Raw genomic sequence first — 26,826 nt, 5'->3', positions numbered from 1 at the left:
TTAGTCTTGATCTTCGCGACGTTTCTTCGCTAAACCAAGGATCCCAAACAACCCAGTGACCGCTAAACCAATGGCGCCTAATGCGCTGGTCGATTCACCAGTTTGTGGCAACGCTTGGTGAGTTGTCGTTGCTTGAGTCGTTGGTGCAGCAGATGGTTCACCGTCAGTTGCCGGCAATGTGGTGCGAGTTTGGTTAGCTGCTTCGATGGCATCGCCTAAAACGGTGATGGCAGCTTGCAGTTGACTCGTACTTGCTAAGCCTTGTTGTGCTTGGCGAACCACTTGTTGGTAAGTTGCCAAAGCATCAGCGACAGCTGCGTTAGAAGACTTTTCGGCTTGTTTGATCAATTGACTCCCTTGCTTTAAGACTTCCTCACGTTTAGCAGCAGCGGTGGCAATGGCTTGACTGACCGCTTCAGTGGCTGCTTGAAGGTCTGCAGTTGTAGCTTTACCAGCTTCGACTTGTGCTTTCACTTTGTCATAAGCGGCAATGGCTTTCGTCACTTCAGGTTCTTGGGCAACAGCCTTAGTCGTTGCTTCTGCCTTCGTGGTTTCGCCATTGTTGATAGCAGTTTGACGTTGAGCTTCAGCAGTGTCGATCGCTGTTTGCAAGGCTTCAGCGGCGTTGGCAATGTCCGCAGTTGTTCCTTCGCCATTGGCAGCCTTAGTCTTTGCATCTTCATAAGCTGCGATGGCTTTGGTTACTTCTGGTTCTTGGGCAACAGCGTTCGTGGTTGCGTCAGTCTTCGTCGCATCACCATCTTCAATGGTAGTTTGACGTTGAGTTTCGGCACCATCGATTGCAGTTTGCAAGGCTTCAGCGGCCTTTGCGATGTCTGCGGTTGTTCCTTCACCATTTGCGGCCTTAGTCTTCGCATCTTCATAAGTTGCGATGGCTTTAGCTACATCTGGTTCCTGGGCAACAGCGTTCGTAGTTGCAGTCGTCTTCGTCGCATCACCATTTGTAATAGTAGTTTGACGTTGAATTTCTGCACCATCAATTGCGCTTTGCAGATCTTGAGCAGTCTTCGCAATGTCCGCAGTCGTTCCTTCGCCATTTGCAACCTTAGTCTTCGCATCTTCGTAAGCTGCGATGGCTTTAGCTACGTCGGGTTCTTGAGCTACAGCGTTGGTGGTTGCAGTCGTCTTCGTCGCATCACCATTTTTAATAGTAGTTTGACGTTGAGTTTCGGCACCATCAATTGCGTTTTGCAAGGCTTCTGCAGCCTTAGCAATATCTGCAGTTGTTCCTTCACCTTCTGCGGCCTTAGTCTTCGCATCTTCATAAGCTGCGATAGCTTTGGTTACTTCTGGTTCTTGCCCAACAGCATTGGTAGTTGCAGTGGTCTTCGTCGCATCGCCATCTTTAATGGCAGTTTGACGAGTGATTTCTGCACCATTGATTGCAGTTTGCAAGGCTTCAGCGGCCTTCGCAATATCCGCAGTTGTTCCTTCACCATTTGCTGCCTTGGTCTTCGCATCTTCATATGCTGCGATAGCCTTAGCTACATCTGGTTCTTGAGCAACAGCGTTCGTGGTTGCGTCCGACTTCGCCGCATCACCATCTGCAATGGTCGTTTGACGAGTAGCTTCTGCGTCACCAATTGCAGTTTGCAAGGCTTCGGCAGACTTCGCAATGTCTGCAGTTGTTCCTTCACCTTCTGCGGCCTTAGTTTTCGCATCTTCGTAAGCGGCGATGGCTTTGGTTACTTCTGGTTCTTGAGCAACAGCATTGGTAGTTGCGGTGGTCTTCGTCGCATCGCCATCTTTAATGGCAGTTTGACGAGTGATTTCTGCACCATTGATTGCAGTTTGCAAGGCTTCAGCGGCCTTCGCAATATCCGCAGTTGTTCCTTCACCATTTGCTGCCTTGGTCTTCGCATCTTCATATGCTGCGATAGCCTTAGCTACATCTGGTTCTTGAGCAACAGCGTTCGTGGTTGCGTCCGACTTCGCCGCATCACCATCTGCAATGGTCGTTTGACGAGTAGCTTCTGCGTCACCAATTGCAGTTTGCAAGGCTTCGGCAGACTTCGCAATGTCTGCAGTTGTTCCTTCACCTTCTGCGGCCTTAGTTTTCGCATCTTCGTAAGCGGCGATGGCTTTGGTTACTTCTGGTTCTTGAGCAACAGCATTGGTAGTTGCGGTGGTCTTCGTCGCATCGCCATCTTTAATGGCAGTTTGACGAGTGATTTCTGCACCATTGATTGCAGTTTGCAAGGCTTCTGCAGCCTTAGCAATATCTGCAGTTGTTCCTTCACCTTCAGCGGTCTTAGCTTTCGCATCTTCATAAGCTGCGATGGCTTTAGCTACTTCTGGTTCTTGAGCAACAGCATTGGTAGTTGCGTCAGCCTTTGTCCCATCACCATCTTTAATAGTAGTTTGACGTTGAGCTTCGGCACCACCGATTGTAATTTGCAAGGCTTCTGCAGCCTTAGCAATATCTGCAGTTGTTCCTTCACCTTCAGCGGCCTTCGTCTTCGCATCTTCATAAGCTGCGATGGCTTTAGCTACGTCCGGTTCTTGAGCAACTGCTTGAGCGGTTGCGTCAGTCTTCGTCGCATCGCCATCAGCAATGGTCGTTTGACGTTGAGTTTCTGCACCATCGATTGCATCTTGAAGATCTTGAGCAGCCTTCGCAATGTCCGCGGTTGTTCCTTCACCATTTGCTGCCTTCGTCTTCGCATCTTCATAAGTTGCGATAGCTTTAGCAACGTCTGGTTCTTGAGCAACAGCATTGGTAGTCGCAGTCGTCTTCGTGACATCGCCATCTTTAATGGTCGTTTGACGAGTAGCTTCTGCGTCACCAATTGCAGTTTGCAAGGCTTCGGCAGCCTTCGCAATGTCTGCAGTTGTTCCTTCACCTTCTGCGGCCTTAGCTTTCGTATCTTCGTAAGCGGCGATGGCTTTAGCGACGTCTGGTTCTTGAGCAACAGCGTTGGTAGATGCAGTCGTCTTCGTCGCATCACCATTTTTGATGGTGGTTTCACGTTGGGTTTCTGCACCATTGATCGCAGTTTGCAAGGCTTCGGCGGCTTTGGCAATGTCAGCAGTGGTTCCTTCACCTTCTGCGGCTTTGGTCTTCGCATCTTCATATGCTGCGATTGCCTTAGCTACGTCTGGTTCTTGAGCAACTGCTTGAGTGGTTGCGTCATTCTTCGTTGCATCACCATTTTTAATAGTCGTTTGACGAGTAGTCTCTGCACCATTGATTGCAGTTTGAAGATCTTCAGCAGCCTTCGCAATGTCCGCAGTTGTTCCTTCACCATTAGCAGCCTTAGTCTTCGCATCTTCATAAGCTGCGATGGCTTTAGCTACATCTGGTTCCTGGGCAACAGCTTGAGTGGTTGCGTCATTCTTCGTCGCATCGCCATTTTTAATGGTAGTTTGACGTTGTGTTTCGGCGCCATTGATTGCAGTTTGTAAGGCTTCAGCGGCCTTCGCAATGTCCGCAGTCGTTGCAGTTCCTTCTGAAGCTTTGGTCTTCGCATCCTCATAAGTTGCAATGGCCTTAGCTACATCTGGTTCTTGCGCAACTGCTTGAGTGGTTGCGTCAGTCTTTGTCGCATCACCATCTGCAATAGTAGCTTGACGTTGAGTTTCCGCACCATTGATTGCAGTTTGAAGATCTTCAGCAGCCTTCGCAATGTCGGCAGTGGTTCCTTCACCATCTGCCGCCTTAGTCTTCGCATCTTCATAAGTGGCGATAGCTTTGGCTACATCTGGTTCTTGAGCAACAGCGTTGGTAGTTGCGTCAGCCTTCGTCGCATCACCATCTGCAATAGTAGCTTGACGTTGAGTTTCCGCACCATTGATTGCAGTTTGAAGATCTTCAGCAGCCTTCGCAATGTCGGCAGTGGTTCCTTCACCATCTGCCGCCTTAGTCTTCGCATCTTCATAAGTGGCGATAGCTTTGGCTACATCTGGTTCTTGAGCAACAGCGTTGGTAGTTGCGTCAGCCTTCGTCGCATCACCATCTGCAATGGTAGTTTGACGTTGTGTTTCTGCACCATCGATTGCATCTTGAAGATCTTGAGCAGCCTTCGCAATGTCGGCAGTGGTTCCTTCACCTTCAGCAGCCTTAGTCTTCGCATCTTCATATGCTGCGATAGCTTTAGCTACTTCTGGTTCTTGAGCAACAGCGTTGGTAGTTGCGTCAGCCTTCGTCGCATCACCATCTGCAATGGTAGTTTGACGTTGTGTTTCTGCACCATTGATCGCAGTTTGCAAGGCTTCAGCTGCCTTCGCAATATCCGCAGTCGTTCCTTCGCCTTCAGCAGCCTTAGTTTTCGCATCTTCGTATGCTGCGATGGCTTTAGCTACTTCTGGTTCTTGAGCAACAGCGTTCGTGGTTGCAGTGGCCTTCGTCGCATCACCGTTATCAATAGCAGTTTGACGAGAAGTTTCTGCACCGTTGATTGCGTTTTGAAGGGCTTCTGCAGCTTTCGCAATGTCCGCAGTTGTTCCTTCACCTTCAGTGGCCTTAGTTTTCGCATCTTCATATGCTGCGATGGCTTTAGCTACTTCTGGTTCTTGGGCAACGGCGTTGGTGGTTGCGTCAGCCTTAGTCGCATCACCATCTGCAATAGTAGTTTGACGTTGAGTTTCTGCGCCATTGATTGCAGTTTGCAAGGCTTCTGCAGCTTTCGCAATATCTGCAGTTGTTGCCGTTCCTTCTGCGGCCTTAGTCTTCGCATCTTCATAAGCGGCAATGGCTTTGGTTACTTCTGGTTCTTGCGCAACAGCTTGCGTTGTGGCACTAGATTGAGTCGCATCACCCTTCACAATCTCTGCTTGACGGGTTGCTTTAGCCGCATTTAAAACATTTTGCAAAGTTTCGGCAGCTGTTTGAACAGCTTCTGTACTTGCACTATTTCCAGCAGCTTCGTCTGAAACATCATTGAAATCAGAAATTGCTTGAGCAACATCTGGTTCTTGGGCAAGGCCTTCCGTTTCTGCTTGCTTAGTTGCCGTCGTCCCAGCAGTCACTGCTGCCTCACGAACTGGCGTGGTTTGGGCAATCGCTGCTTTCAAGTTAGCAGTGGCTTGGTCAATGGCAGTGGCGCTAGATGACTTATCTGCTAATAACGCATCTAAGGCATTTTGTGCAGTGATCACCACGGCATCCTTGCTGTATGGAGAAGTAACAGTGTTCTTAGCAGTTTCGATCGCGGTGTTCAGTGTGGCTTGTGCCTGAACCAAGTTTGCCGTTGCTTCTGCCAGTTTAGCACTGGTGACAGCGTCAACAGCTCCAGTTGCGGCGTTAGTCTTCGCGTCTTCATAAGCCTTGATCGCAGCAGCGACGTCGGCGTTAGCGTTGTAGCCCGTGTCTGTAATGGTTGTGACTGTATCATCACCAGTCGCGACCACATCAGTACGTTCCGCTGTGGCAGCTTGCGTTGCGGCGTTCAATGCAGTAGTCGCCGCTTCAATATCTTCAGCACTAGCAGTACTGTCTGATGTCAAAAGCTTATCCAAAGCTTGCTTAGCGGCAGCCACTTCAGGTTCTTGACCAACTTCTGCAGTCGTCGTGTTGTTAGCAGTTTCGATTGCAGATTGGATTTTCTCTAAAGCAGCCTTCAAGTCGTCAATGGCTTGTTGAATACTTTGTGTGACATCCTTGTTTGCAGCAGCGTTTTCAACGGCTGAGTTGTAAACTGCAATCGCCGCAGCGACGTCAGAACGGAATTGCACCGCTAATGCAGGTGCTGACTTGGTAAGAGCTTCCCCTTCTGCCACAGTTGCTTCACGCTTGGTTGCCGCTGCATCAACAGCCGCTTGCAAGGTTGCGGTTGCTTGTTGAATCGCACTGGTGCCGCTAGTTGGATCTGCCAGAAGCTTATCCAAAGCTGTTTGTGCATCAACGACTGCCGTTTCTTTGCTGTATGGAGTCGTCGTAACCGTTACCGCGCGGGCGGCAGCGGCATCATCGATGGCCTTTTGCAAAGCATTGGCTGCAGCAGTGACTTGCGCAGTCGTAGCTTGTTCAGCGTCAGCGTCTGTTACCACATCGTTGAAGTTCTTGACTGCCTTTTGTACATCAGCATCAGCGGATGCAGTGTCAGCAATCGCGTCACCAGCATCAACTGCTGCTTTACGAGCAGCCTGCGCCTTAATCACGGCATCATTATAAGCACCAGTTGCCGCAGTAATCGCTGTCGTACTTGGCGTGTCAGCGTCCAAAGCATCAGCTAATGCCTGCTTAGCCGTGGATACAGTCTCTTCATTACCAACAGGTGTAACGATTTGAGCTAACGCAACTTTACCATTTGTTTCAGTACTGGTTGCAGCGTCATTAGCTGCTTTGACTGCTTCAGTTGCCTTGACAATAGCTTCAGTCGTGGTGTTCCCTTTGTCAGCCTCGCCAACAACTTGGTTATAAGCATCAATGGCTGCTTTAACCTCGGTGTTTTTCGCATCCGCGTTGTTAACAACATCAGTGCCATCAGCTTTTGCTTGGTCGCGATCTGCTTTGGCATCGATCACAGCTTGGTTATAGTCATTAGTTGCTTTGACAAGATCCTCTGTAGAAGTCTTTGGATCGTCAACAGCAGCTTGAAGCACCTCCTTGGTATTTTTAACATCAGTTTCCATTTGAACATCTGTTGCACTTTGAGTTAATGCGGCATTTGCATTGGTATTTGCAGTGTTGGCAGCATCGATTGCGTTTTGCAAGGTTGTCGATGCGGCTTCAATCTGTGCAGTAGTTCCATTATCAAGAGCCGCTTGTGTCTTTGTCCTTTCAAGCGCAGTCTTTGCGGCTACAACAGTTGCGTTTTGTGCAATTGCTGGTGTTACTTGAGCTAAGACGCCTTCAGCATCGATATTTGCTTTCGAGCGAGGGCCTTCAGCTGCTTCCACTGCCTTATTCAACACATCAATCGCGGATTGTTTATCTGCTGGTGTAGCGGTTGCTGGCAAACCTTTAAGGGCTGTAATCGCATCAGCTACTTCCGGTTCCTTGCTGTATGGATAAGAGAGCGCCTGAAGATTATCAAGGACTGCATTAAGTGCGGTGTCAATAGCCGTTTCCAGCGTCTTTGTTGCATTTGTAATATCGTCAGTCGTCCCAGTACCTGCTTCTGCGTTGTCTAACGCAGTTTGTAAGTTTGTTTGGGCTGTGGTTACGCCTTGATCCGTGCTTACGCTATTTGGCACCGTTACTGCTTTTGCGGCGTCTTTCGCATCACTACGTGGTTGCGTTGCGTTGGTTACTGCTTCATTCAATGCTGTTAAAGCATTGTCTTTGTCAGTTGCGGACGCTTTGTCACCTAATTTTGCGATGTTTTCTAACGCTGCTTTCACGTCAGGTTCTGCTTGATATTCAGTAGCTTTTGTCTTGGCTTCGTCGATCGCATTGTCCAATGCTGTTTGAACTGCTTCTTCTAATTGACCGATAGCCGTATTGATCTGGTCAGTTGTCCCAGTCCCTGCATCTGCGTTCGTCACTGCCGTCGTCAATGCTGTTTGTGCATCTGTAACGGCTGTTTTGATGCTATCTGGAACTACGACGTTACCTGCATCTGTCTTCGCATCACTACGTGGTTGCGTTGCGTTGGTTACTGCTTCATTCAATGCTGTTAAAGCATTGTCTTTGTCAGTTGCGGACGCTTTGTCACCTAATTTTGCGATGTTTTCTAACGCTGCTTTCACGTCAGGTTCTGCTTGATATTCAGTAGCTTTTGTCTTGGCTTCGTCGATCGCATTGTCCAATGCTGTTTGTACTGCTTCTTCTAAAGTACCGATAGCTGCGTTGATCTGATCAGTTGTCCCAGTACCTGCTTCTGCATTCGTCAATGCCGTCGCCAATGCACCTTGCGCATCGGTAACACCAGGAACCTCTTTGATGCTATCTGGAACTACGACGTTACCTGCGTTAGTCACGGATGTACTACGTGAAGCAGCCAACGGATTAACAATTGCATTAAAGGCATTTAATGCAACTTCTTTCTCAGATGGCGTTGCATCAGCTGAAAGGCCTTCAAGTGCCGCAACAGCATCAGAAACGCCTGGCTCCAAGCTCAACGGTTTAGCATCATCAAGTGCCTTGGAAATTGCTGCATCAATAGCCGCTTGCAATGCTTTTGTAACTGCAGCCCCTGCATCTTTGACGTCAGTAGTAGTCACATCGGTGTCTTTGATTTTTTCATAATTCGTGATTGCAGTTTGCACAGCGGTATCATTGGCAAATGTTGAAGTTTGTGCATCGGCTACCGCTTGATCAGCTGTGCTACGCGCAGTTTTCGCATTCTCAACAAGCGTGTCATATGCTGTTGAGGCATCATTCAATTGATCTGCTGTAGTTGCCGCGTTGTTTAAAAGAGAATCCAAGGTACTCTTGCTTGTCGTGATGTCAGATTGAGCTGTAACTGGCGTGGTTGGCTGGGCACTGGATGTTTGTGCTTGCTTTACAGCATTGACCAACGCCTCAAGATCATTTAAAGCCTTTAAAATATCATCAGTAGTTTTTGACCCATCACTACCTGCTGCGGTAGGATCAGCATCCTTAACAGAAGCATTGTAGCTGTCGATAGCGGCTGCGATTGCTGGATTATTTTCAATTCCCGCTGTAGTTGCTGCGGTAATTGCATCTGCACCGATTGAAACGGCTTTGTCACGTGCATCTTGTGCTACTTTAACTGCGGCTTGGTACGTGGCAGTTGCCTCATCCAAATCAGCAGAGTCCGTTGCAGCATTGATTGCATCCTTAAATGCTGTTGTTGCATCCTTAACGCTTTGTTCATTGCTGACAGGCGTAACTTTATTCGAAGCTTCGTTTGCAGACTTTACTGCATCTGTGGCATCAGTAATGGCCTGAACTGCGGATGTCAACTCTGCGGTTGTGGCCTCTTCGTTATTGGCTTTAACCACTAAATCGTTATAATCCTTAATGGCGGTAGAAATCCATTGAGAAGCTGGATAAGATGATGCAGCGGCGATTGCCGTAGGGCCAGAACCAGTTACATCACTGTTGTTGCCAACAACGGTGGTACGAGCATCTTTCGCAGCTTGAACAGCCGTCTGATAAGTGGTAACGGCTTTGTCTAAAGTATCTGCGTCTGTAGCATTATCAATTGCATCTTGAAGGTCCTCTTTAGCATCACTTACAGCCTTTTCATTGCTGACAGGGGTTGTTTCAGTATCATCGAGAACTGACTTAGCAGCCGTTTTGGCATCGTCAAGTGGAGTAGTTGTTGATGGTAATGGATCTGAATCTGGATCGATTTTTCCATCTGTGATTGCAGTCCTGACAAAGCCAACCGCATATCCAACCGCCTTTGTTGCATTATCTAATGTTTCGCTGACGAAAGTTTCTGGAGTAGAGGACTTTTGCGTTACTAACAACCCCTTCACGATTGCAAATCCAGTATTTAGTTTTGTCCAATCTACAGTAGGATCATCAACGTGAGAAGCGAGTACAGTTAAGAGCCTATCCAGCTCAATCATATTCGCATCGTCCATCAGTTTGGTTCCTGCATAATCGGTTACATATGAATTAAAAACCGTGATTGCTTCGTCAATATTTGAATAACCTGTTGTTTTGATCTGTGCGAAAGTTGCAGCCTTAAAGTTCAACTGCACGCCTTTATCCAAGCTGTACCCGCCGACTAACGCTTTAATCGCAGTCGCATCCGCAGTTGCAGGCAAATCAAATACATATTGACTATCAGTAGTCGTCAAAGTAGACCCTGCAGGCAACAACTTCAATAAGTCTGCTGCAGAAATCGAGGTTTTCGCACTAGAGGACAGCTTCACTGACGAATCGGTCACATGCGCCGTTGTCGCGCTGGAAGCGGTGGTGGTCGTGCTAGTGGTTGGGGCGCTGGTGTCGGCTTTGACTACTTGATGGTTCAAGGCCACTTCAGTCATCCCAAGCAAGGTGATCCCAGCGTAAAGCCACATTTTACCGGCACGGTACATCTTCTTGTGCGTGGTTGCACCCATGCGAGCTGATTTTTGTTTTAATGCGTTCATCGTATAAACTCCTCCCAATCGCGATTACGCGAGTTGTGCTGAATATATAATATTCATTGAATATTCTTACTATAATATTTATTGACAGGTGTAATCGTTCAAGATTCATAAAACCTCTTTATAAAAAATGGTCTAATGGAAGCATAAGAATAATGATTTTGTAATCGATTGTGGGTGTTTATCCAAAAAATTGTATAAAAAAATTACCCTACACATCTATGTAGGGTAATTCAGGGGTGAAACCTATTCGTCGTCTTCGTCAGCTAAGAAGGTGTTTAAGACTTCTTCGACCATTGACCATTCGTCATCGTCTTCGATCGGATATAAGTCACCTTGGCTAGCGTCGCCGTTAGCATCTGGGGTAAAGGAGAACGCTTGGATCTCCAATTCCTCATCGTCGCTGGCACTTTCTGGGTACAACAGCACGTATGACTTGCCATAATCTTCAGAGTCGAAGGTAAACAGCACTTGATATAATTCTTCGTTGCCTTTGTCGTCGATCAACGTGATTTGTTGATCATCTTTGCCTGGTTGGACGTTTTCTTGTTCTGCCATAAGGGCCTCCTAGATTATTGCTTCGTCAGTTTGCCGTGTCCGTCTAAATAGTTTTGTAAGATCATTTGTGCGGCGAGTTTGTCGATCACCTTTTTTTGCTTTTTGCGGCTGGTGTCGGCTTCTTCGATCAACATCCGCGACGCTTCAACTGTGGTCAAGCGCTCGTCGGTAAAATCAACCGGCAACCCAAAACGTTCTTCCAACATCGCGCCATACTCACGGGCTTTTTCAGCACGTGGGCCTTGAGTGTTGTTCATGTTTTTGGGTAAACCGCAGACAAAGCCAGTGACTTCGTATTGGTTGACAATTTCTGCCACGCGATCGAGGCCAAATTCCCCTTTGTCTTCGTTGATGCGAATGATCTCTAAGCCTTGAGCAGTCCAGCCAAGTGGATCGCTCAACGCTACGCCGACTGTGCGCGAGCCGACGTCACATCCCATTAGGCGCATTAATCTTTCACCTTGCCTAAATAGTTACGAACGAGCTCTTCAATGATCTCGTCGCGCTCGTGTTTGCGGATCAAGTTACGTGCGTCGTTATAACGCGGGATATAAGCTGGGTCGCCGGAAATTAAATAACCGACGATTTGGTTGATCGGGTTGTAACCTTTTTCCTCTAAGGAGTTGTACACCGTTTCAAGGGTTTCGTGAACGTTCTTCGGGTCGTTATCGTGAAAGTCAAAGTGGACCGTTTGATCTAATGTGCTCATTCCTAACACCTCTATTCTGTCCAATTCATCTTTATTCTACTTGATAATGCCAAAAAGCACAATGAACCGCGGGGATTTTCGCAAGCGTTACCAAGGTTTTGTCACATTCGGGGTTTGCGATTTGGACTTGGGACTCCGGCTAGCTCGTCTACACATAGTGAGGGTCCTTGGGAAAGCTAACTTGGATCATCGCTACGCTCTGATTCAAGTGGATCTTTCCCTGCGGCTTTCTGTAGGCGGTAAACCGCCAACAGAAACCTCACTATGTGCCGACGGCCAGCCTCCGTCCCAAGTCCAAATCGCGTGTCTGACCATCAACCTTCACCCGCACGATTCGTGAAGATTGGGTGATTGAGTGGATGATCAAAAAGTTAAAATTCAGTTTACAATTCAGCTAAAACTTTAACCGCTTCAGCTAATGCATCTGGGATACCAGCAGGGTTCTTCCCACCGGCTTGGGCCATGTCTGGACGACCACCGCCGCCACCTTGCACTTTAGGGGCAATGGCTTTGATGATGTTGCCGGCTTTGACGCCTTGCTTGATTGCTGAATCAGATACAGCAACTAACAAGTTGGCTTTGTCGTTAGCTTCAGTTGCTAAGACTAAGACGTCAGACGCATTCTTGGCCTTCCATTGATCAGCCAGTTGACGCAATTCGTTCATCCCAGCGACTTTAAGTTGCGCTTTGATCAATGAATACTTGCCTGCAGGCTCTGCAGAATCGAACAAACCACTGGCTTGTTGGGCAGCAAGTTTTGCTTGTAAAGCTTCAACTTCTTTGTGCGCTGCTTTCAAATCACTTTGCAAACTAGCAACTTTAGCAGGCACAGCATCCAATTGTTCAGATTTCACCGCTGCGGCAACTTGATTCAACAAGTTTTCTTGATGGGTCAAATATTCAAACGCTTCTTTAGAAGTAACGGCTTCGATTCGACGAGTGCCGGCGCCGATCCCTGATTCACCTGTGATCTTGAACAACCCTAATGCACTGGTGTTCGTTGGATGGGTCCCACCATCAAATTCTTTGTTGAAATCGCCGATAGTGACCACGCGGACGGTATCGCCGTATTTATCACCAAACATCGCAATGGCGCCTTCTTTTTTGGCGTCTTCGATCGGCATTTCTTTCCAAGTGATCGGCAAGGCGCGCCAGATCTGAGTGTTGACGATGTTTTCAACTTGTTTGAGTTGTTCAGGGGTCACTTGACCAAAGTTCGTAAAGTCAAAACGCAAGTAGTCAGGTTCCACTAATGACCCAGCTTGATGGGTGTGGTCGCCTAAAACTTGACGCAATGCAGTATCCAACAAGTGAGTCGCGGTATGGTTCATGGAAACTTTTTGACGACGAGTGAGTTCAACTTGTAAGTGGTAAGTGGCACCAGTTTCCAAGTGACCTTCGACGTCGATAGTGTGCAAGTTTTGACCGTTTGGTGCATGTTGGACGTCAGTGACTTTAGCGACAACGGCGCCATTGTCATCAACAATGTCACCATGGTCAGCGACTTGGCCACCCATTTCTGCATAAAATGGCGTTTGATCAAAAATCACTTGCGCCACGCCTGCTTCAACATGATCAACTAACGTGTCATCAACGATAATGTCCATTAACTTGGCATCATCGTCAGTATCAGTCCAGCCAGTGAATTTCGATGCCGTGTCGATGCTCATTAACAGCTTATCTTGGTTACCCATAGATTGGGCATCCCCACGGGCAGCACGGGCACGGTCGCGTTGCGCTTGCATGTTTTCTTTGTAGCCGTCCATGTCGACAGTCAAGCCGTCATCTTCAGCGAGTTCTGCAGTCATTTCCACTGGGAAGCCGAAAGTATCAAACAACTTGAAGGCATCAGCGCCAGGGATCACAGTTTTGCCGTCAGCTTTAACGGCAGCGATCGTTTGGTTAAGCATGGTGACACCGGCATCCAAGGTTTCGCGGAAACGCGCTTCTTCAGAGCGAATCACCTTTTCAATGAAGTCTTTGTTTTTCAAAACTTCTGGGTAGTAACTTTCCATGATCTCGCCGACCACTGGCACCAATTGATATAAGAAGTCTTTTTCAATGCCGAGCTTCTTGCCATTCAATACCGCACGACGGATCAAGCGGCGTAAAACATAACCGCGGCCTTCGTTTGATGGCAAAGCACCGTCGCCGATAGCAAAGGTTACTGTGCGGGCGTGATCAGCGATGATCTTAAACGAAACATCGTCTTTATCATTGGCGTTGTATTTCTTGCCAGCAGACAAACTTTCAGTTTTTTCAATGATCGGCATGAATAAGTCAGTTTCGAAGTTGGTGCGGGTGCCTTCGATCACAGACACCAAACGTTCCAAGCCCATGCCAGTATCAATGTTTTTATGTGGTTGGTCGACATAGCGGCCATCTGGTAAGTGGTTGAATTCGGAGAACACAATGTTCCAGATTTCTTCGTAGCGTTCGTTTTCGCCACCAGGATAGTTTTCTGGATCGTCTTCAGCGACATCATTGAAGCTTTGGCCGCGATCAAAGAAGATTTCAGAATCGGGACCACAAGGACCGACACCGATATCCCAGAAGTTATCTTCCACATCAAAAATGCGGTCTTCAGAAAGGCCCACGACTTCATGCCAAATGCGCTTAGCTTCTGTGTCTTTTGGATAAACGGTGACATAGAGTTTGTCTTTGTCTAAGCCTAACCATTCGTCAGAGGTTAAGAATTCCCATGCCCACGGAATCACTTCTGGTTTGAAGTAATCGCCGACTGAGAAGTTCCCCAACATTTCAAAGAAAGTCAAATGGCGCGCAGTTTTCCCGACATTTTCGATATCGTTGGTCCGGATGGATTTTTGGGCGTTGGTGATCCGAGGGTTCTTTGGAATCACGGAACCGTCAAAATACTTCTTTAAGGTGGCGACACCAGAGTTGATCCATAACAATGATGGGTCGTTGACTGGGATCAAGCTGGCAGAAGGTTCGATATCATGCCCTTTTGATTTGAAAAAGTCCAGAAACATTTGACGGATCTGAGCTGAGTTGAGTTGCTTCATAAGTTCCTCCTAAGGATTTGTGGTTTTAGACATAAAAACACCGCTGCAATTCAAGGACGCTTACGCGCGGTACCACCTTGTTTGCAACGATGTTGATCGTTTACCACTTCATTGATTACTGTTTAATTGTCGATCAGGGAGCACAAGTCACTACCGTCGCCGCGTTCTCAATTTATCGCGACTTCCTGTGGATCGGAGTCATCACTTGCATATCCTAACGACGTCATTATACGGATACCGCGGGGTCGTGTCAATGGTACGCGGGTTTCAAGTCGGGATTCCGCAAGCAGGCCGGCACGTGGTGAGGGTCCTCGGCGGAGCTAACTTGAATGGTCGCTTCGCTTCCATCCAAGTGGATCTCCGCCTGCGGGTGCTTGTAGGCGGCAAGCCGCCAACAAGCATCTCACTACGTGCCAACCTGCTTACTCCATCCCGACTTGAAACCCGCGGCACCGTCGCTTAATCTACGGTGATCAGCGTGACTGGGCGATAGGTGTGTTGGGCAAATGGTGCATCGTGCAGCGAACGATACGCTGGTGACCATTGCAACAAGCCTTCCCCACGTTTATCTGGCCCGACTAACAACAATTCTGGTGAGGCGTCGTTAGTTTTGACCGTTAAGCCGAAGCGATTCGGGAGATATGGTGGGAGTTCATCGACGAGTTGGTTGCCCCAAGGGAAGACCTGGGCGAGGCCGCCGCCTTGTAAATATTCGTATTGATCTTCGTTAGGAAGCGTTTGTCCGAAGCCGCCTAGCGCTTTGGTCAGTGCTTGGGCATCCCAATCATGGACTAAGCGGACTTGATAGTGATGGGGACTTTGTTGAATCAAGCGGACATGGCCACTTTCAAGGATCGGCGGCCATGATTGCGCATTGGGATCAAGGCTTTGAGCATGGCGATTCAACAAGGTCATCACAGTCGGCTTGTAAGGCACATAGGCAAAATGATTCCCTCGAAATACTTGCGTCAACAAATTCACTTGACCGATCACTTGTTCATTCACAGGAATTGCTTGGCGTGCCACTAACATCGGTGGGATGTCGACATAACGTTTCGGTGAAAGTTCAGCCTCAGGTAATTGTGCGAGCAACGTTTTCGTCGCGGCATCGTCGCGATCAACACCTAGCGGCACTTGCATTGCCCCTGGGACAAATCGCAGCCACTGCCCGCCGATCAAGGTATCAAAGGTGTTGAGCGTTTGGCCGAAGTAATCAACAGATACTGGCACCAACGCGTCGACAGACAATAGCGGACTTAAAAAATAGCGGGTCAACTGTTGCAAAATAAACTTTTGACGGTCACTCGCTAAACTCGCCCATTGTGGTAATAACAGATCTGCTTGTGCCATACTTCCCCACTCCTTATAAAAAAACAAACGGCGACGGGTTCAGCGGAGACTGTTAGACAGTCTTGCTTGAACGCGTCTCCGCTGGTCAAATTACTTAGATTTCTTAGCTTTTCGAGAAGCCCGCAATGCTTCACGCTTTTTAACGCGGGCATTGAACCATTGTTCTTTGGCTTCTGCTTTTTTGATCTTTTTCTTGTAGCCAGGTTTATGTTTCTTGGCTTCTTTAGCTGCCAGGCCGCGGATCTTCAAGCTACGAGGATCAACTTTGGCTTTACGGGTCACCCGACGATTGCGGTCGTAGGAATCGACCACTTCACCATTTTTAATCGCTTTAGGGGTGAAGTGAATGCCGAGATGTTCGAGTTCAGCGATTTGATCTTCTTGACCAGGCGTATACAAGGTGATGGCCGTGCCATGCATGCCGTTACGACCAGTCCGACCGACACGGTGAATGAAGAATTCATTGTCGCTTGGGATCTCAGCATTGATCACATGAGATACCCCTTTGATGTCGATCCCACGGGCTGCTAAGTCAGTGGCCACAACATATTGATACTTCAGTGCGGCAACTTCTTTCATCACCCGTTTGCGTTCACGAGGAGGAATGCCGCCGTGAATTTTCGCGACTTCAAGGCCTTGATCCGTCAAGAATTGATGAATATGGTCAACAGCATGTTTGGTGTTGGCAAAAATCAACACTAAGAATGGTTGCCCGATCGTCAACAATTGATAGATCAATTGATTTTTGTCACGGCCTTTTGCGGCGATCAACCAGTTGTCCACAGTGTCTGCGATCACAGATTGTGGCTTCAAGGTGAAAATCGTTGGGTTGGCCATATACTTTTTCAAGAATGGTTCGAGCTTTTGCGGGATCGTTGCCGAAAAGACTAACATTTGTAAGTCTTTCGGGAAGGTTGCGGCAATTTGATCGACTTGATTCAAAAAGCCCATGTCTAAGGTCATGTCCGCTTCATCGACCACAAAAGTTTGGGCCGTATGGGCAGCTAACGCACCAGACTTGATCAAATCTAAGATCCGACCAGGGGTGCCGATGACAAGTTGCGGTTGATTGTTTTGAAGTTTTTCAATTTGCTTGGCTTTGTCAGTCCCACCGACATAGTTGTGGATCCGCAAATTTGGTAAATGCTTCGCTAATGTCGTCGCCACGGTATAAATTTGAGTCGCCAGTTCACGACTAGGTGCCGTGATCACCGCTTGCACTGTGTCTTCATCAGCGTTCAAACGATCAATGATCGGGACTAAGAAGGCATGGGTCTTCCCAGAACCAGTTTGACTTTGACCGATCACAGACTCCCCTCGTAAAACCGCAGGGATCACTTTTTCTTGGATCGCCGTTGGGGTGTCGATGTGCATGTCCGTTAAACCGTCGATGATCGGCTGGCTCAACGCGTATTGCTTAAAAGTTGCCATTAATGCTCGCTTTCTGCCACTAAGGCTTCGAGTTGTTTTGTAATTGCTTCAATTTCTTCACGGTTTTGGGCTTTAGCGCCAGAGGCTAAAGGATGGCCGCCGCCGTTATGTTGCTTGGCCAAACCATTGATGATCGGGCCTTTGGAACGGAGGTTCACGCGATAAGGTTCACCGTCTGCTTGTTCAACGAAAATCACCCAAGCGATCACTTCACCTAACCGTCCAGGCGTGCCCACTGCCGCATGGACTTGATCTTTAGTCAAACCAAGTTCATTGACGACACTTAAGGGAATTTCCACAGATCCGGCACCGGCTTCTGAGATGTGCAAGTGGTTGAACACGTAACTTTGCAATTTCGCTTGGGCAAAGCTGATCGCATTCATGCGGTTGTTCAATGCGGTTGGGTCAAAATCTTCTTGGATCAATGCCGCGGCGACTTGCAAGGTGTGTGCTGAAGTATTGTTGTACAAGAAGCGCCCAGTGTCACCGACGATCCCTGCATATAACAGCCTTGCGACTTTCGCATTGAGTTTTAACTGCCCATTACTGTGTTGGATCAAATCAAAAATTAATTCAGAAGTGGAACTGGCATCTGGTACCACCCATAACAAATCACCGTACGCATCGTCGTTAGGATGATGATCGATTTTGATCAAATACTTCCCAGTGTTGAACCGTTGATCAGAAACCCGCGGGGTATCAGCAGTGTCTACTGAAATCACCAACGCATTTTGATAATCAGCATCTTGGACGTCATCCATAGTGGACAACCAATCTAAGTTCCCGACGTCGCCGCCAGCTTTTAACACGCGCTTATCAGGGTAAGCCGCTTGAATGCTTGCGGCTAAGCCACCTTGAGACCCCAAGGCATCAGGATCAGGATTGATGTGGCGGTGAATGATGATGGTATCGTAGGCTTTGATTTGTTCGAGGATGTTGTCTAACAACATGTTAATTCCTTTCCAGCAATTGGCAAGTGACCAACGCTTTGGCAACAGGCAAGCCGTCTGTTTGCAATTCGATATCTAACGTCGCTTCATGGCGCGTCAATTCTAACGGCCGCACATGAATGTTGACCGTGGTTTCCAACTGGATCGGTCGGAAGGTATGCAAGGAAAGTTGCGCGACCAACACATTGCGCCGCCCTGCCCGATTCAAAAAGCCAGTCGCTGCGGTATTGACCGCTTCATTCAACACCCCAAAACTCAAGGTCCCGAGTTGATTGGTCATCATCGGAGTGGTGTGCAAGCGGTAGTCTGCAACATCAACGCGCGTTGATTCGATCAAACTCATTTGCCGTGCGACTTGATCCGCATAAGTCGCCGCATCGCGATTGTGATTGAGGTCTGCCATGCTTGCAAACACGGCATGGCGGGTGACGATCCCCAGCAATTGCCAAGAATCATCAACCACTGGCAACACGTCTAAACCGTTGCCTTGCATGGTGTGACCAACTGAAGTAACAGACAAGTAAGGTTTCACCGTCAAAGGATCTTTGACCATCACTCGTTCTAGCGGTGTGGTCGTTTTCTTGCCGTGGACTTGCGCTTCTGCCACCATCCCGACTAAGCGGCCGCCAGCGGTGATGATCGGTAGCGCAAAGTCGCTGCGATCGCCGCGCAACCGCAAGAAATCAGCCACCGTGTTATCAGGGGTACCAGTTTTCACTTTGCTAAGGGGTGAATAAACTGCTGCCACAGTTAAAATGTCTTGTTTGATTGCTTGATCAGACAGCGCACGGTTGATCATCGTCGCCACAGTGAAGGTATCATAGCTCGTTTGCATCACTGGCAAACTTTCGGCGTTAGCTTTGGCAATCACCGCATCGCTAGTCATGAAGCCCCCAGTGATCAACACGGCGGCGCCATTTTCTAAGGCCAGCTTTTGGGCATCTTCACGATTCCCGATGATCATCAACGCATTAGGGGTGATGTAGCGGATCATTTCATCAGGCGTCATCGCCCCGATCACAAACTTGTCGAGCTTTTTCGTCAAGCCAGCAGAGCCGCCAAGCACTTTGCCGTCGATCAACTTCAACAACGCTTTTAAGGTCAATGAGTCGATGTTGTTGATCGGCTTTTGTTCGATGCGAATGGTGCCGACACGTTCGATGGTCGACACTAATCCTGTATTTTCAGCTTCTTTGATCGCACGGTAAGCCGTGCCTTCAGAAACTTGTTGTTGCTTGGCGATCGTCCGCACCGAGATTTTGGTCCCGACTGCCAAGTTTGCAATATATTGTAGGATCTGTTCATGCTTTGTCGCCATCGTCTTACCTCACGTGTCCTCAGTTACGATTAGTATAACACATTCACAGCCTGTACCAATCACAGTGGGAGATCAAGATTTTCAAATTGTTGGGCTTCTAGGCCAGTCACCGTGATCCCTAGCAATCGAATGGCGATGTTATCCGGTTTGATCTGTTGCCACAACTGCCAAGCCACAGCGAAAATATCGTCGGCTTGATTGATAAACTGTGACAAACTGGTCCGCTTCGTCAAGGTATTAAAGTCACGGTCCCGCACTTTGATCACCACGGTTTTGCCATGTTTTTGCTTTGATGCCAAGGTTTCTGCGACCATTTGGGCTAATCGTTTGAGTTCTGCTTCCACTTGGGCATCAGTAGTTTTCACCGCGCGATACGTGCGTTCTTTCCCAATGGATTTGCGATCACGCACTAACACTGGGCGATTGTCGATGCCTCGGGCATGTTGATACAGGCCTAACCCCATTTTTCCAAAATGTTGCACCAAGTCTGCTTGACTGTATGCAAGCAAGTCAGCACCAGTGTTGATGCCCATGTCTTCAAGAATCGGCTTGGTTTTTGCCCCAACACCGCGAAATTCTCCGATCGCCAGGCGTTTTAAGAAGGCTTGCGCTTGTTCTGGAAGGATCACCGTGCGGCCGTTGGGTTTATTATATTCACTTGCTTCTTTTGCCAAAAACTTGTTATATGACAACCCGAAACTACAAGTGAGCCTCGTCGCTTGTTTGATCGCATCTTGCAGCCACAGCGCTAAATCAATGGTCGTTTTGAAGTCTTGATTCGCCGTAACATCTAAATACGCTTCATCGAGTGCCACTGGTTCGATCAAATCGGTAACTTGATGAAACAAGGTGTGAATTTGATCAGATACGGCGCGATATTTGGTAAAATCAGGATCTTTAAAAGTCAACACTTTCTTAGGCACCAAGCGCATTGCTTCTTGGGCACTCATCGCCGAATGCACGCCGTATTGTCGCGCGACGTAATTTGCAGTGGTGACCACGCCTTTGCCCCCAGTTTTTCTCGGGTCGTGAGCGATCACTAAGGCGCGCTTTTTTAAACTGGGATCATCGCGTTGTTCGATCGATGCATAAAAAGCATCCATATCAATATGCAAGATCCGGCGACTGGTATCGTTAATTTCTGGAACTGACAACCATTCTCCCATTGCGCGCCTCCTTTCTCCTGTGATTTGAAACTGGGACTCCAGCTGACACGGTGGCACGTGGTGAGGGTCCTCGGGAAAGCTAACTTCATTCACTCGCTACGCGCCTGAATGAAGTGGATCTTTCCCTGCGGCTTCTTGTAAGCAGTAAACTGCTAACAAGAATCTCACCACGTGCCACCGGTCAGCTTCCGTCCCAATTTGAAATCACCATCACTTCATGTCAACCAAGCTTCTGAAATCATCTGAATAGTGAATCACTTTCAACCTTGTGGTGATAAAGACACAAACGGGGTCAAGACGATGTCGTCGAGACCCTGTGTGGATTACCGTTATTTCAAATTAGTCCGCCATTTTCACATGCGTTGGTTGCCAGTGCCACTGATTGCCATCGCGTGCCAGTAAGTCAAAGCTTTCCTTTGGCCCCATAGTACCGGCAGCATATTCAGGCATGGTGGTATCGTTTTGCCAAGCATCCAAAATGGAATCTGTATATTGCCAAGTCTTTGCCAACTCGGTCCAGCGCGTGAAGTTGGTTTGATCACCTTGTAAAGCATCTTGAATCAAACGTTCATACGCTTCAGGGGCTTGCTTTGCGAGCTTTGGATCATGGCGATAAGCCAAGTTTTCTGGGATCAAGTCATTGCTTTGGCCAAGCTTTTTGCCGTTTAAGACCAAATCAAAGCCTTCGCTTGGCTCCACGTAAATCGTTAAGGTGTCGGGTTCATTTGAGGTATTGAACAAGTTATCTTGAGTTGGCTTGAACACCACTGTGATTTGGGTGGATTTACGAGTCAAACGTTTGCCAGTACGGACATAGATCGGCACACCTTCAAAGTCAGGGGTATCGACTAAGATCTTCCCAGCAACAAAAGTATCGGTCAACGAATCTTTTGCCACCCCAGTTTCATCGCGATAGCCAGTGACTTCATCCCCATCGATCACCGCTGCCGTGTATTGGCCGCGGACGAAGTTTTCACATGCTTCTTCAGGCGTGTACACATGCAAGTGATCAAAGACATCGCCTTTGACTTTGTGCACTGCTTCAGACGTCAAGCTTTCAGGACGTGCCATGGTAAGGTCGGCAACCAGTTGCATCACGTGATTTTGGATCATATCACGGATCGCACCAGATTGTTCATAATACCCAGCCCGTTCTTCAACGCCGACTGCTTCAGCCAAAGTGATTTGAATATTCTGAATAAAATCTTTATGCCAAATATTTTCCACCATTGGATTTGCGAAACGCAACGCCATGATGGCTTGGGCCATTTCTTTGCCGAGGTAGTGATCGATGCGATAGATCTGCGATTCATCAAAGGTCGCAGTGATCGAATCATTCAACGCTTTAGCAGAAGCGTAATCATGGCCAAATGGCTTTTCGATCACGAGGCGGTTGAAGCCGTTATCTGTCAACAACGCTTCAGACTTCAAATGCTCCGCAATGGTGGCAAAGAAGTTCGGCGCCATAGCCATGTAGTAAATGCGGTTGCCGCCGACTTGATATTGATCATCAAGCTTGGCGGCTAAAGTCTTTAACGTGATGTAGTGATCAGCGTCAGTAACATCATGTGATTGATAATAAAAATGACTGGCAAAATCTTGCGCTTGGGCGATGGTGGCGCCAGGCATGGTTTTAACGGCATCCACCACGATTTCGCGTAAATGTTCGTTGGTCCAAGGCCGCCGTGCAGTGCCGATCACGGCAAAACGCTTTTTCAAATAGCCGCGTTGAAACAATCCAAACATCGCGGGATAAAGTTTGCGGCGAGCTAAGTCTCCTGACCCACCAAAAAGAATGATCACTGCTGCTTGTTCTTTTGCCATATGCTCCTATTACTCCTATTGCGTCAACAACGATTAATCAACGATCGCCGGATCGATGAAAATATGGGCGGCTCGCACCCGATCAACGGCGAGGTCTTGATCGGTGCGGGTCAAATGAATGGTGATGGCGGCATCACTGACGCCGATCACGGTAAAATGATCTTCAATTTGTAAATCGATATCGCGAATGTAATCTAACACCACGACTTCATCGACCACCCGTTCAATGTGGCCTTTTTCACCAACCGTCACATTCGATAACGGTTTGCGGCTTTGATCGAAATAATGACCATCAGCATCTGGGATCACCCCACCATGAGGGCAATATTGTGGGTGGCCTAACATTTCTGCTAAGCGATCCGCCATATCTTGCGTGGTCGCATGTTCCAACCGTTCTGCTTCTTGGTGAATGGAATCAACCGGATAATGCAATGATTCCACCAAAAAGACTTCCCACAAACGATGGTTGCGCACTAATAAAGCCGCCCGCTTTTGGCCGGTGGCAGTCAGTTTGATCCCTTGATATGGGGTGTGGGTCACATAGTGTTGTTCAACTAATTTGGTGATCATCTCGCTGACCGAAGCCGCCGAAACATCCAAGCCGATCACGATTTGTTTATTTGAGATCAGCTGGGTGTCCCCGCCCAGTTCAAAAATCATTTTAAGATAATCTTCTTTATTAGGTGTCATAACTCATCCTTACTTTTAGTGGCAATTGTCTAAGTCTATTATGGCATGAAATCAACAAAAATAGAAGTCAAGGCATCGCAAACTTTTTAATGTCGCATCACGGATCGGCAATGGCGACTCCAGCTGACTCGGCGCTGCATCGTGAACGTCCTCGGCCGAGCTAACTTTGATGGTTCGCTTCGCTCATCATTAAAGTGGATCTCGAGCTGCGGAACGCAGTAGGCGATAAATCGCCAACTGTGTTTTCACTATGCATCGCCGCCCAGCTTCCATCGCCATTGCCGATCACTGTCACTAAAAAGTCTTGTTTGATGGCTCTATGATTTTAATGATCAATTTATGGATTAGCTAAATTGATCACCGTTGACAACAGCGACCGATTGACTTGTAACTGGTGGTTTCCAGTGCATTGTCTTCATTTTGCAACGATTGCTCAACTCTCTCATTTATTAACGACGTCGCTGCCTGCCATGATCCAGAAGTTTTGCATTTGGCCTGGAGGCTGACCGCTGGGACATGGTGAGATTCTCGTTAGCGGTTTACCGCTTACGAGAACCCGCAGAGAAAGATCCGGCGAGTGGGGAGCGTAGCGAGACACCTCGGCTAGCTTTCTCGAGGACTCTCACCATGTCCCAGTGTGTCAGCCGGAAGGCCAAATGCAAAACTTCCCCCACCCCATCAAAAAAGCGCCGCGCAAGCGCGACGCTTTCGATCAACCGTGGCAGGAAGATCAATTATGGACGAACGGATTCGGAGGATTCAGTGCCTTCGTATTCGTCTAAGACGATTTGTTTCATATCAGCGATCAAAGGTTCAACTGGGTTAGTGACCGTGCAGTTATCTTCGTATGCTAATTCAGCAATGCGATCAACACTAGCCAACATGTCTTCCTTGCTGATACCTTGATCCTTCAAGCTCAACTTCACCCCAACGCGGTGAGACAAGTCAATGATCGCTTGAACATAAGCTTCAACCAATTCTTCAGTGGTGTTACCTTTCAAGCCAAGGTAACGTGCGATTTGAGCATAGTCTTCATCAGCCTTGAAGTAGTTGTACTTCGCCCATACTTGGCGCTTGGTTGGGCGCTTAGCATTGTAGCGGATCACGTGAGGCATAGTGATGGCGATGCAACGGCCGTGAGGCAAGTGGAACGTTTGACCAAGCTTGTGGGCGATACTGTGGTTGATCCCCAGTAATGCGTTGGCAAAGGCCATCCCAGCAATGGTTGAGGCATCATGCATACGTGCTTTTGCTTCTAAGTCGCCGTTGTAAGACTTTTCCAAGTTGTCAAAAACAGACTTGATGGCTTGAAGCGATAAACCGCGAGTGTAGTCAGATGCCATTGCGGAAACATAAGATTCAGTCGCATGGCACAAGACATCCAAACCAGTATCAGCAACAACCTTTGGTGGCACTGTTTCGATAAATTGAGAATCGATCAACGCCACATCAGGAGTCAAAGCATAGTCAGCTAATGGGTACTTGATGCCAGTTTCAGAGTCAGTGATAACTGCAAATGGTGTGACTTCAGATCCAGTACCAGAAGTGGTTGGCACACAAATCAACTTAGATTTCGTTGGCTTAGGGAACTTGTAAGTCCGCTTGCGGATATCCAAGAACTTTTGCTTAGCGCCGAAGAAGTCACCTTCAGCATCGTAGAACAACCACATCCCTTTAGCAGCATCCATGACGGAACCACCACCAATGGCAACGATCGCATCTGGCTTGAAGTCCTTCATCATCGCTGTGCCTTTGTAAACAGTGTCAGATGATGGATCTGGTTCAACGTCAACGAAGGTTTGAATTTGAACTGGGTTGTTACGTTTAGCTAAAACATCTTCGACGATCTTCACGTAACCGAGTTTTTCCATCCCGCGGTCCCCAACGATGAAGACGCGATCCAAACCAGACATTTTTTCCAAGTAGTTGATCGAGTTGCGTTCGAAGTAGATCTTCGGTGGCAATTTGACCCATTGCATGTTGTTGCGGCGCTTTGCCAAAGTCTTAATGTTCAACAAGTCGATCGTCCCCACGTTATGCGAAATCGAGTTACCACCGTAAGAGCCACAGCCTAAGGTCAAACTTGGGATCATGTTGTTGTACAAGTCCCCGATACCACCCATTGTGGATGGCGTATTGACCAAAATGCGGCAAGCTTGCATACGATCAGCATATTCCAAGGCTAAATCTTGGTTTTGCGTATGGATCACAGCAGTATGGCCTAAGCCGCCGATGTCGAGCATCTTTTCTGCTTTAGCAAAGCCATCAGCGTGGTCCTTTGCTTTAAACATTGCCAGCACTGGGCTGAGCTTTTCATGAGACAGCGGATATTTGTCGCCTGGTTCTGGGAGTTCAGCAATGATCAATTGGCAATCTTCTGGAACTTCAATGCCAGCCCAGTTAGCAATTTGCCATGCAGATTGACCAACGATCCGAGGTTGAACAGCCATCTTTTCCGTGTTGATGACCGTTTCAGTGAACTTCTTCATATCTTTAGGTTGAATGAAGTAAGCGCCTTGATCCAAGAATTCTTGACGGACTTTGTCGTAAATCGACGCATCAACGATCATGCCTTGTTCAGAGGCACAAACCATCCCATGGTCAAAACTCTTAGACAAGATAATGTCATTGACTGCTTGCTTGATGTCGGCAGTTTCTTCGATGTAAGCTGGCGCATTGCCGGCCCCAACGCCTAAAGCAGGCTTGCCTGAAGAATATGCAGACTTGACCATGCCAGGACCGCCAGTGGCGAGGATCGTGGCAACACCTGGGTGATGCATCAAAGCTTGACAAGCTTCAATACTTGGGACTGGAATGAATTGCAAAGCCCCTGCTGGCAAACCAGCTTTAACCGCTTCATCGCGTAACACTTCCAAAGCCCGAGAAGAAGATTGTTGGGCGCCTGGGTGGAAGGAGAAAATAATTGGGTTACGGGTCTTAATGGCAATTTCAGCTTTAAACATCACCGTTGACGTTGGGTTCGTCACAGGTGTTACCCCGGCAATCACGCCAATTGGTTCAGCAATGGAAACCACTGCTTTTTGTTTGTCTTCTGCGATCACGCCGACAGTTTTGTCGTCTTTGATCGAGTGCCAGATTTCTTCAGTGGCAAACATGTTTTTAATGGCTTTATCTTCATAAACGCCACGGCCAGTTTCTTCAACTGCCAATTTCGCCAATTCCATATGGTGATCCAAACCAGCGATCGCCATGCGGTGAACGATATGATCGACTTTTTCTTGATCAAAGCCTTTCATGACTTCCAAGGCAGCTTGAGCGTTTTTGACCAAGTCATCGATCATTTTGTTGACGTCTAACTCGGACTTTGCTGGCGCGGTTTTATCTTTAAGCATTTGCGTATCCTCCACGGTTGAATGTTTTTTCGTTAACCATTTCACAAGAACATCATATCAGGAGGTTGTGAATTTGTAAACAGGTTCAGTGAAGTTTTTCACGATTATTTTTAAAATGCCTATTTGTTGCGGTTTATGGGCGCAATTTATTTTTCGTCAATGTGATTAAGTGAGCGTGAGCCGCTTACATCTGTTTTGTGAGATGCTGTTTACTGTATCACAAAGTTTGATCTTATTTCGAAATTTGTTGATTGTATCTGCTTTTTCATCATCACAGACCGATCAAAGTGTGATCATCACCGTAAAAGCAACCGTTTACATTTTTTGCCGTATTTCATCAGCTTTCTCTTTTTCAAACGAGGTAAAACCCGCGGCTATTGGCTTTCTCGCGATAATTGTGAAAGTCAAAAACCACCCGTTAAACGGGTGGCTTGCTCTGGGGCTATAAGCCCCCGTTACCGGCAGCGTCTCAAGGCGCT

At 47.8% G+C, this 26,826-nt stretch carries 13 protein-coding genes; all 13 read right to left on the bottom strand.

Annotated elements, in window-relative coordinates:
* A complete protein-coding gene (locus EKM92_RS07720) occupies window positions 1-9,975 on the bottom strand; it encodes a KxYKxGKxW signal peptide domain-containing protein (RefSeq protein ID WP_125709535.1) in 9,975 nt (3,324 codons plus the stop codon).
* A gap of 243 nt (window positions 9,976-10,218) precedes the next feature.
* On the bottom strand, window positions 10,219-10,530 hold the full coding sequence (locus tag EKM92_RS07715) for a DUF1292 domain-containing protein (protein ID WP_125709533.1): 312 nt from the start codon (window positions 10,528-10,530) through the stop codon (window positions 10,219-10,221).
* A gap of 14 nt (window positions 10,531-10,544) precedes the next feature.
* Window positions 10,545-10,979 (bottom strand): Holliday junction resolvase RuvX, encoded by a 435-nt coding sequence (ruvX, locus tag EKM92_RS07710; RefSeq protein WP_125709531.1) that lies wholly within the window; start codon window positions 10,977-10,979, stop codon window positions 10,545-10,547.
* The gene (locus EKM92_RS07705) at window positions 10,979-11,239 is read right to left on the bottom strand and encodes an IreB family regulatory phosphoprotein (protein WP_054714263.1); all 261 of its coding nucleotides are present in this window, start codon (window positions 11,237-11,239) and stop codon (window positions 10,979-10,981) included. The genes ruvX and EKM92_RS07705 overlap by 1 nt, the downstream gene beginning before the upstream one ends.
* Window positions 11,240-11,622: 383 nt before the next feature.
* Window positions 11,623-14,265, bottom strand: a complete 2,643-nt coding sequence (alaS, locus tag EKM92_RS07700) for an alanine--tRNA ligase (RefSeq protein ID WP_125709529.1) — start codon at window positions 14,263-14,265, stop codon at window positions 11,623-11,625.
* 459 nt (window positions 14,266-14,724) lie between these two features.
* A complete protein-coding gene (locus EKM92_RS07695; protein ID WP_125709527.1) occupies window positions 14,725-15,615 on the bottom strand; it encodes a hypothetical protein in 891 nt (296 codons plus the stop codon).
* A 90-nt stretch (window positions 15,616-15,705) separates the two neighbouring features.
* Window positions 15,706-17,046, bottom strand: a complete 1,341-nt coding sequence (locus tag EKM92_RS07690) for a DEAD/DEAH box helicase (RefSeq protein ID WP_125709525.1) — start codon at window positions 17,044-17,046, stop codon at window positions 15,706-15,708.
* Window positions 17,046-17,996 (bottom strand): DHH family phosphoesterase, encoded by a 951-nt coding sequence (locus tag EKM92_RS07685; RefSeq protein ID WP_125709523.1) that lies wholly within the window; start codon window positions 17,994-17,996, stop codon window positions 17,046-17,048. The genes EKM92_RS07690 and EKM92_RS07685 overlap by 1 nt, the downstream gene beginning before the upstream one ends.
* Window position 17,997: 1 nt before the next feature.
* Window positions 17,998-19,314, bottom strand: a complete 1,317-nt coding sequence (locus tag EKM92_RS07680; RefSeq protein ID WP_125709521.1) for a DRTGG domain-containing protein — start codon at window positions 19,312-19,314, stop codon at window positions 17,998-18,000.
* 59 nt (window positions 19,315-19,373) lie between these two features.
* Entirely contained in the window at window positions 19,374-20,480 is a 1,107-nt protein-coding gene (dinB, locus tag EKM92_RS07675) for a DNA polymerase IV (RefSeq protein ID WP_125709519.1), read from the bottom strand.
* A gap of 339 nt (window positions 20,481-20,819) precedes the next feature.
* Entirely contained in the window at window positions 20,820-22,304 is a 1,485-nt protein-coding gene (zwf, locus tag EKM92_RS07670) for a glucose-6-phosphate dehydrogenase (RefSeq protein WP_125709517.1), read from the bottom strand.
* Between the two features lie 33 nt (window positions 22,305-22,337).
* On the bottom strand, window positions 22,338-22,994 hold the full coding sequence (locus EKM92_RS07665) for a metal-dependent transcriptional regulator (protein WP_125709515.1): 657 nt from the start codon (window positions 22,992-22,994) through the stop codon (window positions 22,338-22,340).
* A gap of 734 nt (window positions 22,995-23,728) precedes the next feature.
* Entirely contained in the window at window positions 23,729-26,347 is a 2,619-nt protein-coding gene (gene adhE, locus EKM92_RS07660; protein WP_125709513.1) for a bifunctional acetaldehyde-CoA/alcohol dehydrogenase, read from the bottom strand.
* Window positions 26,348-26,826 lie beyond the last annotated feature (479 nt).

Source organism: Lacticaseibacillus porcinae, from assembly GCF_003946305.1.
Lineage (GTDB): Bacteria > Bacillota > Bacilli > Lactobacillales > Lactobacillaceae > Lacticaseibacillus > Lacticaseibacillus porcinae.
Note: the sequence above shows the minus strand (reverse complement) of the source record. Positions and strands in the feature narration are given on the sequence as shown.

What these genes read in the sequence shown, in the direction of transcription:
- EKM92_RS07720 (WP_125709535.1), bottom strand. Translation starts at nt 9,975, where the DNA reads ATGAACGCATTAAAACAAAAATCAGCTCGCATGGGTGCAACCACGCAC.
- EKM92_RS07715 (WP_125709533.1), bottom strand. Translation starts at nt 10,530, where the DNA reads ATGGCAGAACAAGAAAACGTCCAACCAGGCAAAGATGATCAACAAATC.
- ruvX (WP_125709531.1), bottom strand. Translation starts at nt 10,979, where the DNA reads ATGCGCCTAATGGGATGTGACGTCGGCTCGCGCACAGTCGGCGTAGCG.
- EKM92_RS07705 (WP_054714263.1), bottom strand. Translation starts at nt 11,239, where the DNA reads ATGAGCACATTAGATCAAACGGTCCACTTTGACTTTCACGATAACGAC.
- alaS (WP_125709529.1), bottom strand. Translation starts at nt 14,265, where the DNA reads ATGAAGCAACTCAACTCAGCTCAGATCCGTCAAATGTTTCTGGACTTT.
- EKM92_RS07695 (WP_125709527.1), bottom strand. Translation starts at nt 15,615, where the DNA reads ATGGCACAAGCAGATCTGTTATTACCACAATGGGCGAGTTTAGCGAGT.
- EKM92_RS07690 (WP_125709525.1), bottom strand. Translation starts at nt 17,046, where the DNA reads ATGGCAACTTTTAAGCAATACGCGTTGAGCCAGCCGATCATCGACGGT.
- EKM92_RS07685 (WP_125709523.1), bottom strand. Translation starts at nt 17,996, where the DNA reads ATGTTGTTAGACAACATCCTCGAACAAATCAAAGCCTACGATACCATC.
- EKM92_RS07680 (WP_125709521.1), bottom strand. Translation starts at nt 19,314, where the DNA reads ATGGCGACAAAGCATGAACAGATCCTACAATATATTGCAAACTTGGCA.
- dinB (WP_125709519.1), bottom strand. Translation starts at nt 20,480, where the DNA reads ATGGGAGAATGGTTGTCAGTTCCAGAAATTAACGATACCAGTCGCCGG.
- zwf (WP_125709517.1), bottom strand. Translation starts at nt 22,304, where the DNA reads ATGGCAAAAGAACAAGCAGCAGTGATCATTCTTTTTGGTGGGTCAGGA.
- EKM92_RS07665 (WP_125709515.1), bottom strand. Translation starts at nt 22,994, where the DNA reads ATGACACCTAATAAAGAAGATTATCTTAAAATGATTTTTGAACTGGGC.
- adhE (WP_125709513.1), bottom strand. Translation starts at nt 26,347, where the DNA reads ATGCTTAAAGATAAAACCGCGCCAGCAAAGTCCGAGTTAGACGTCAAC.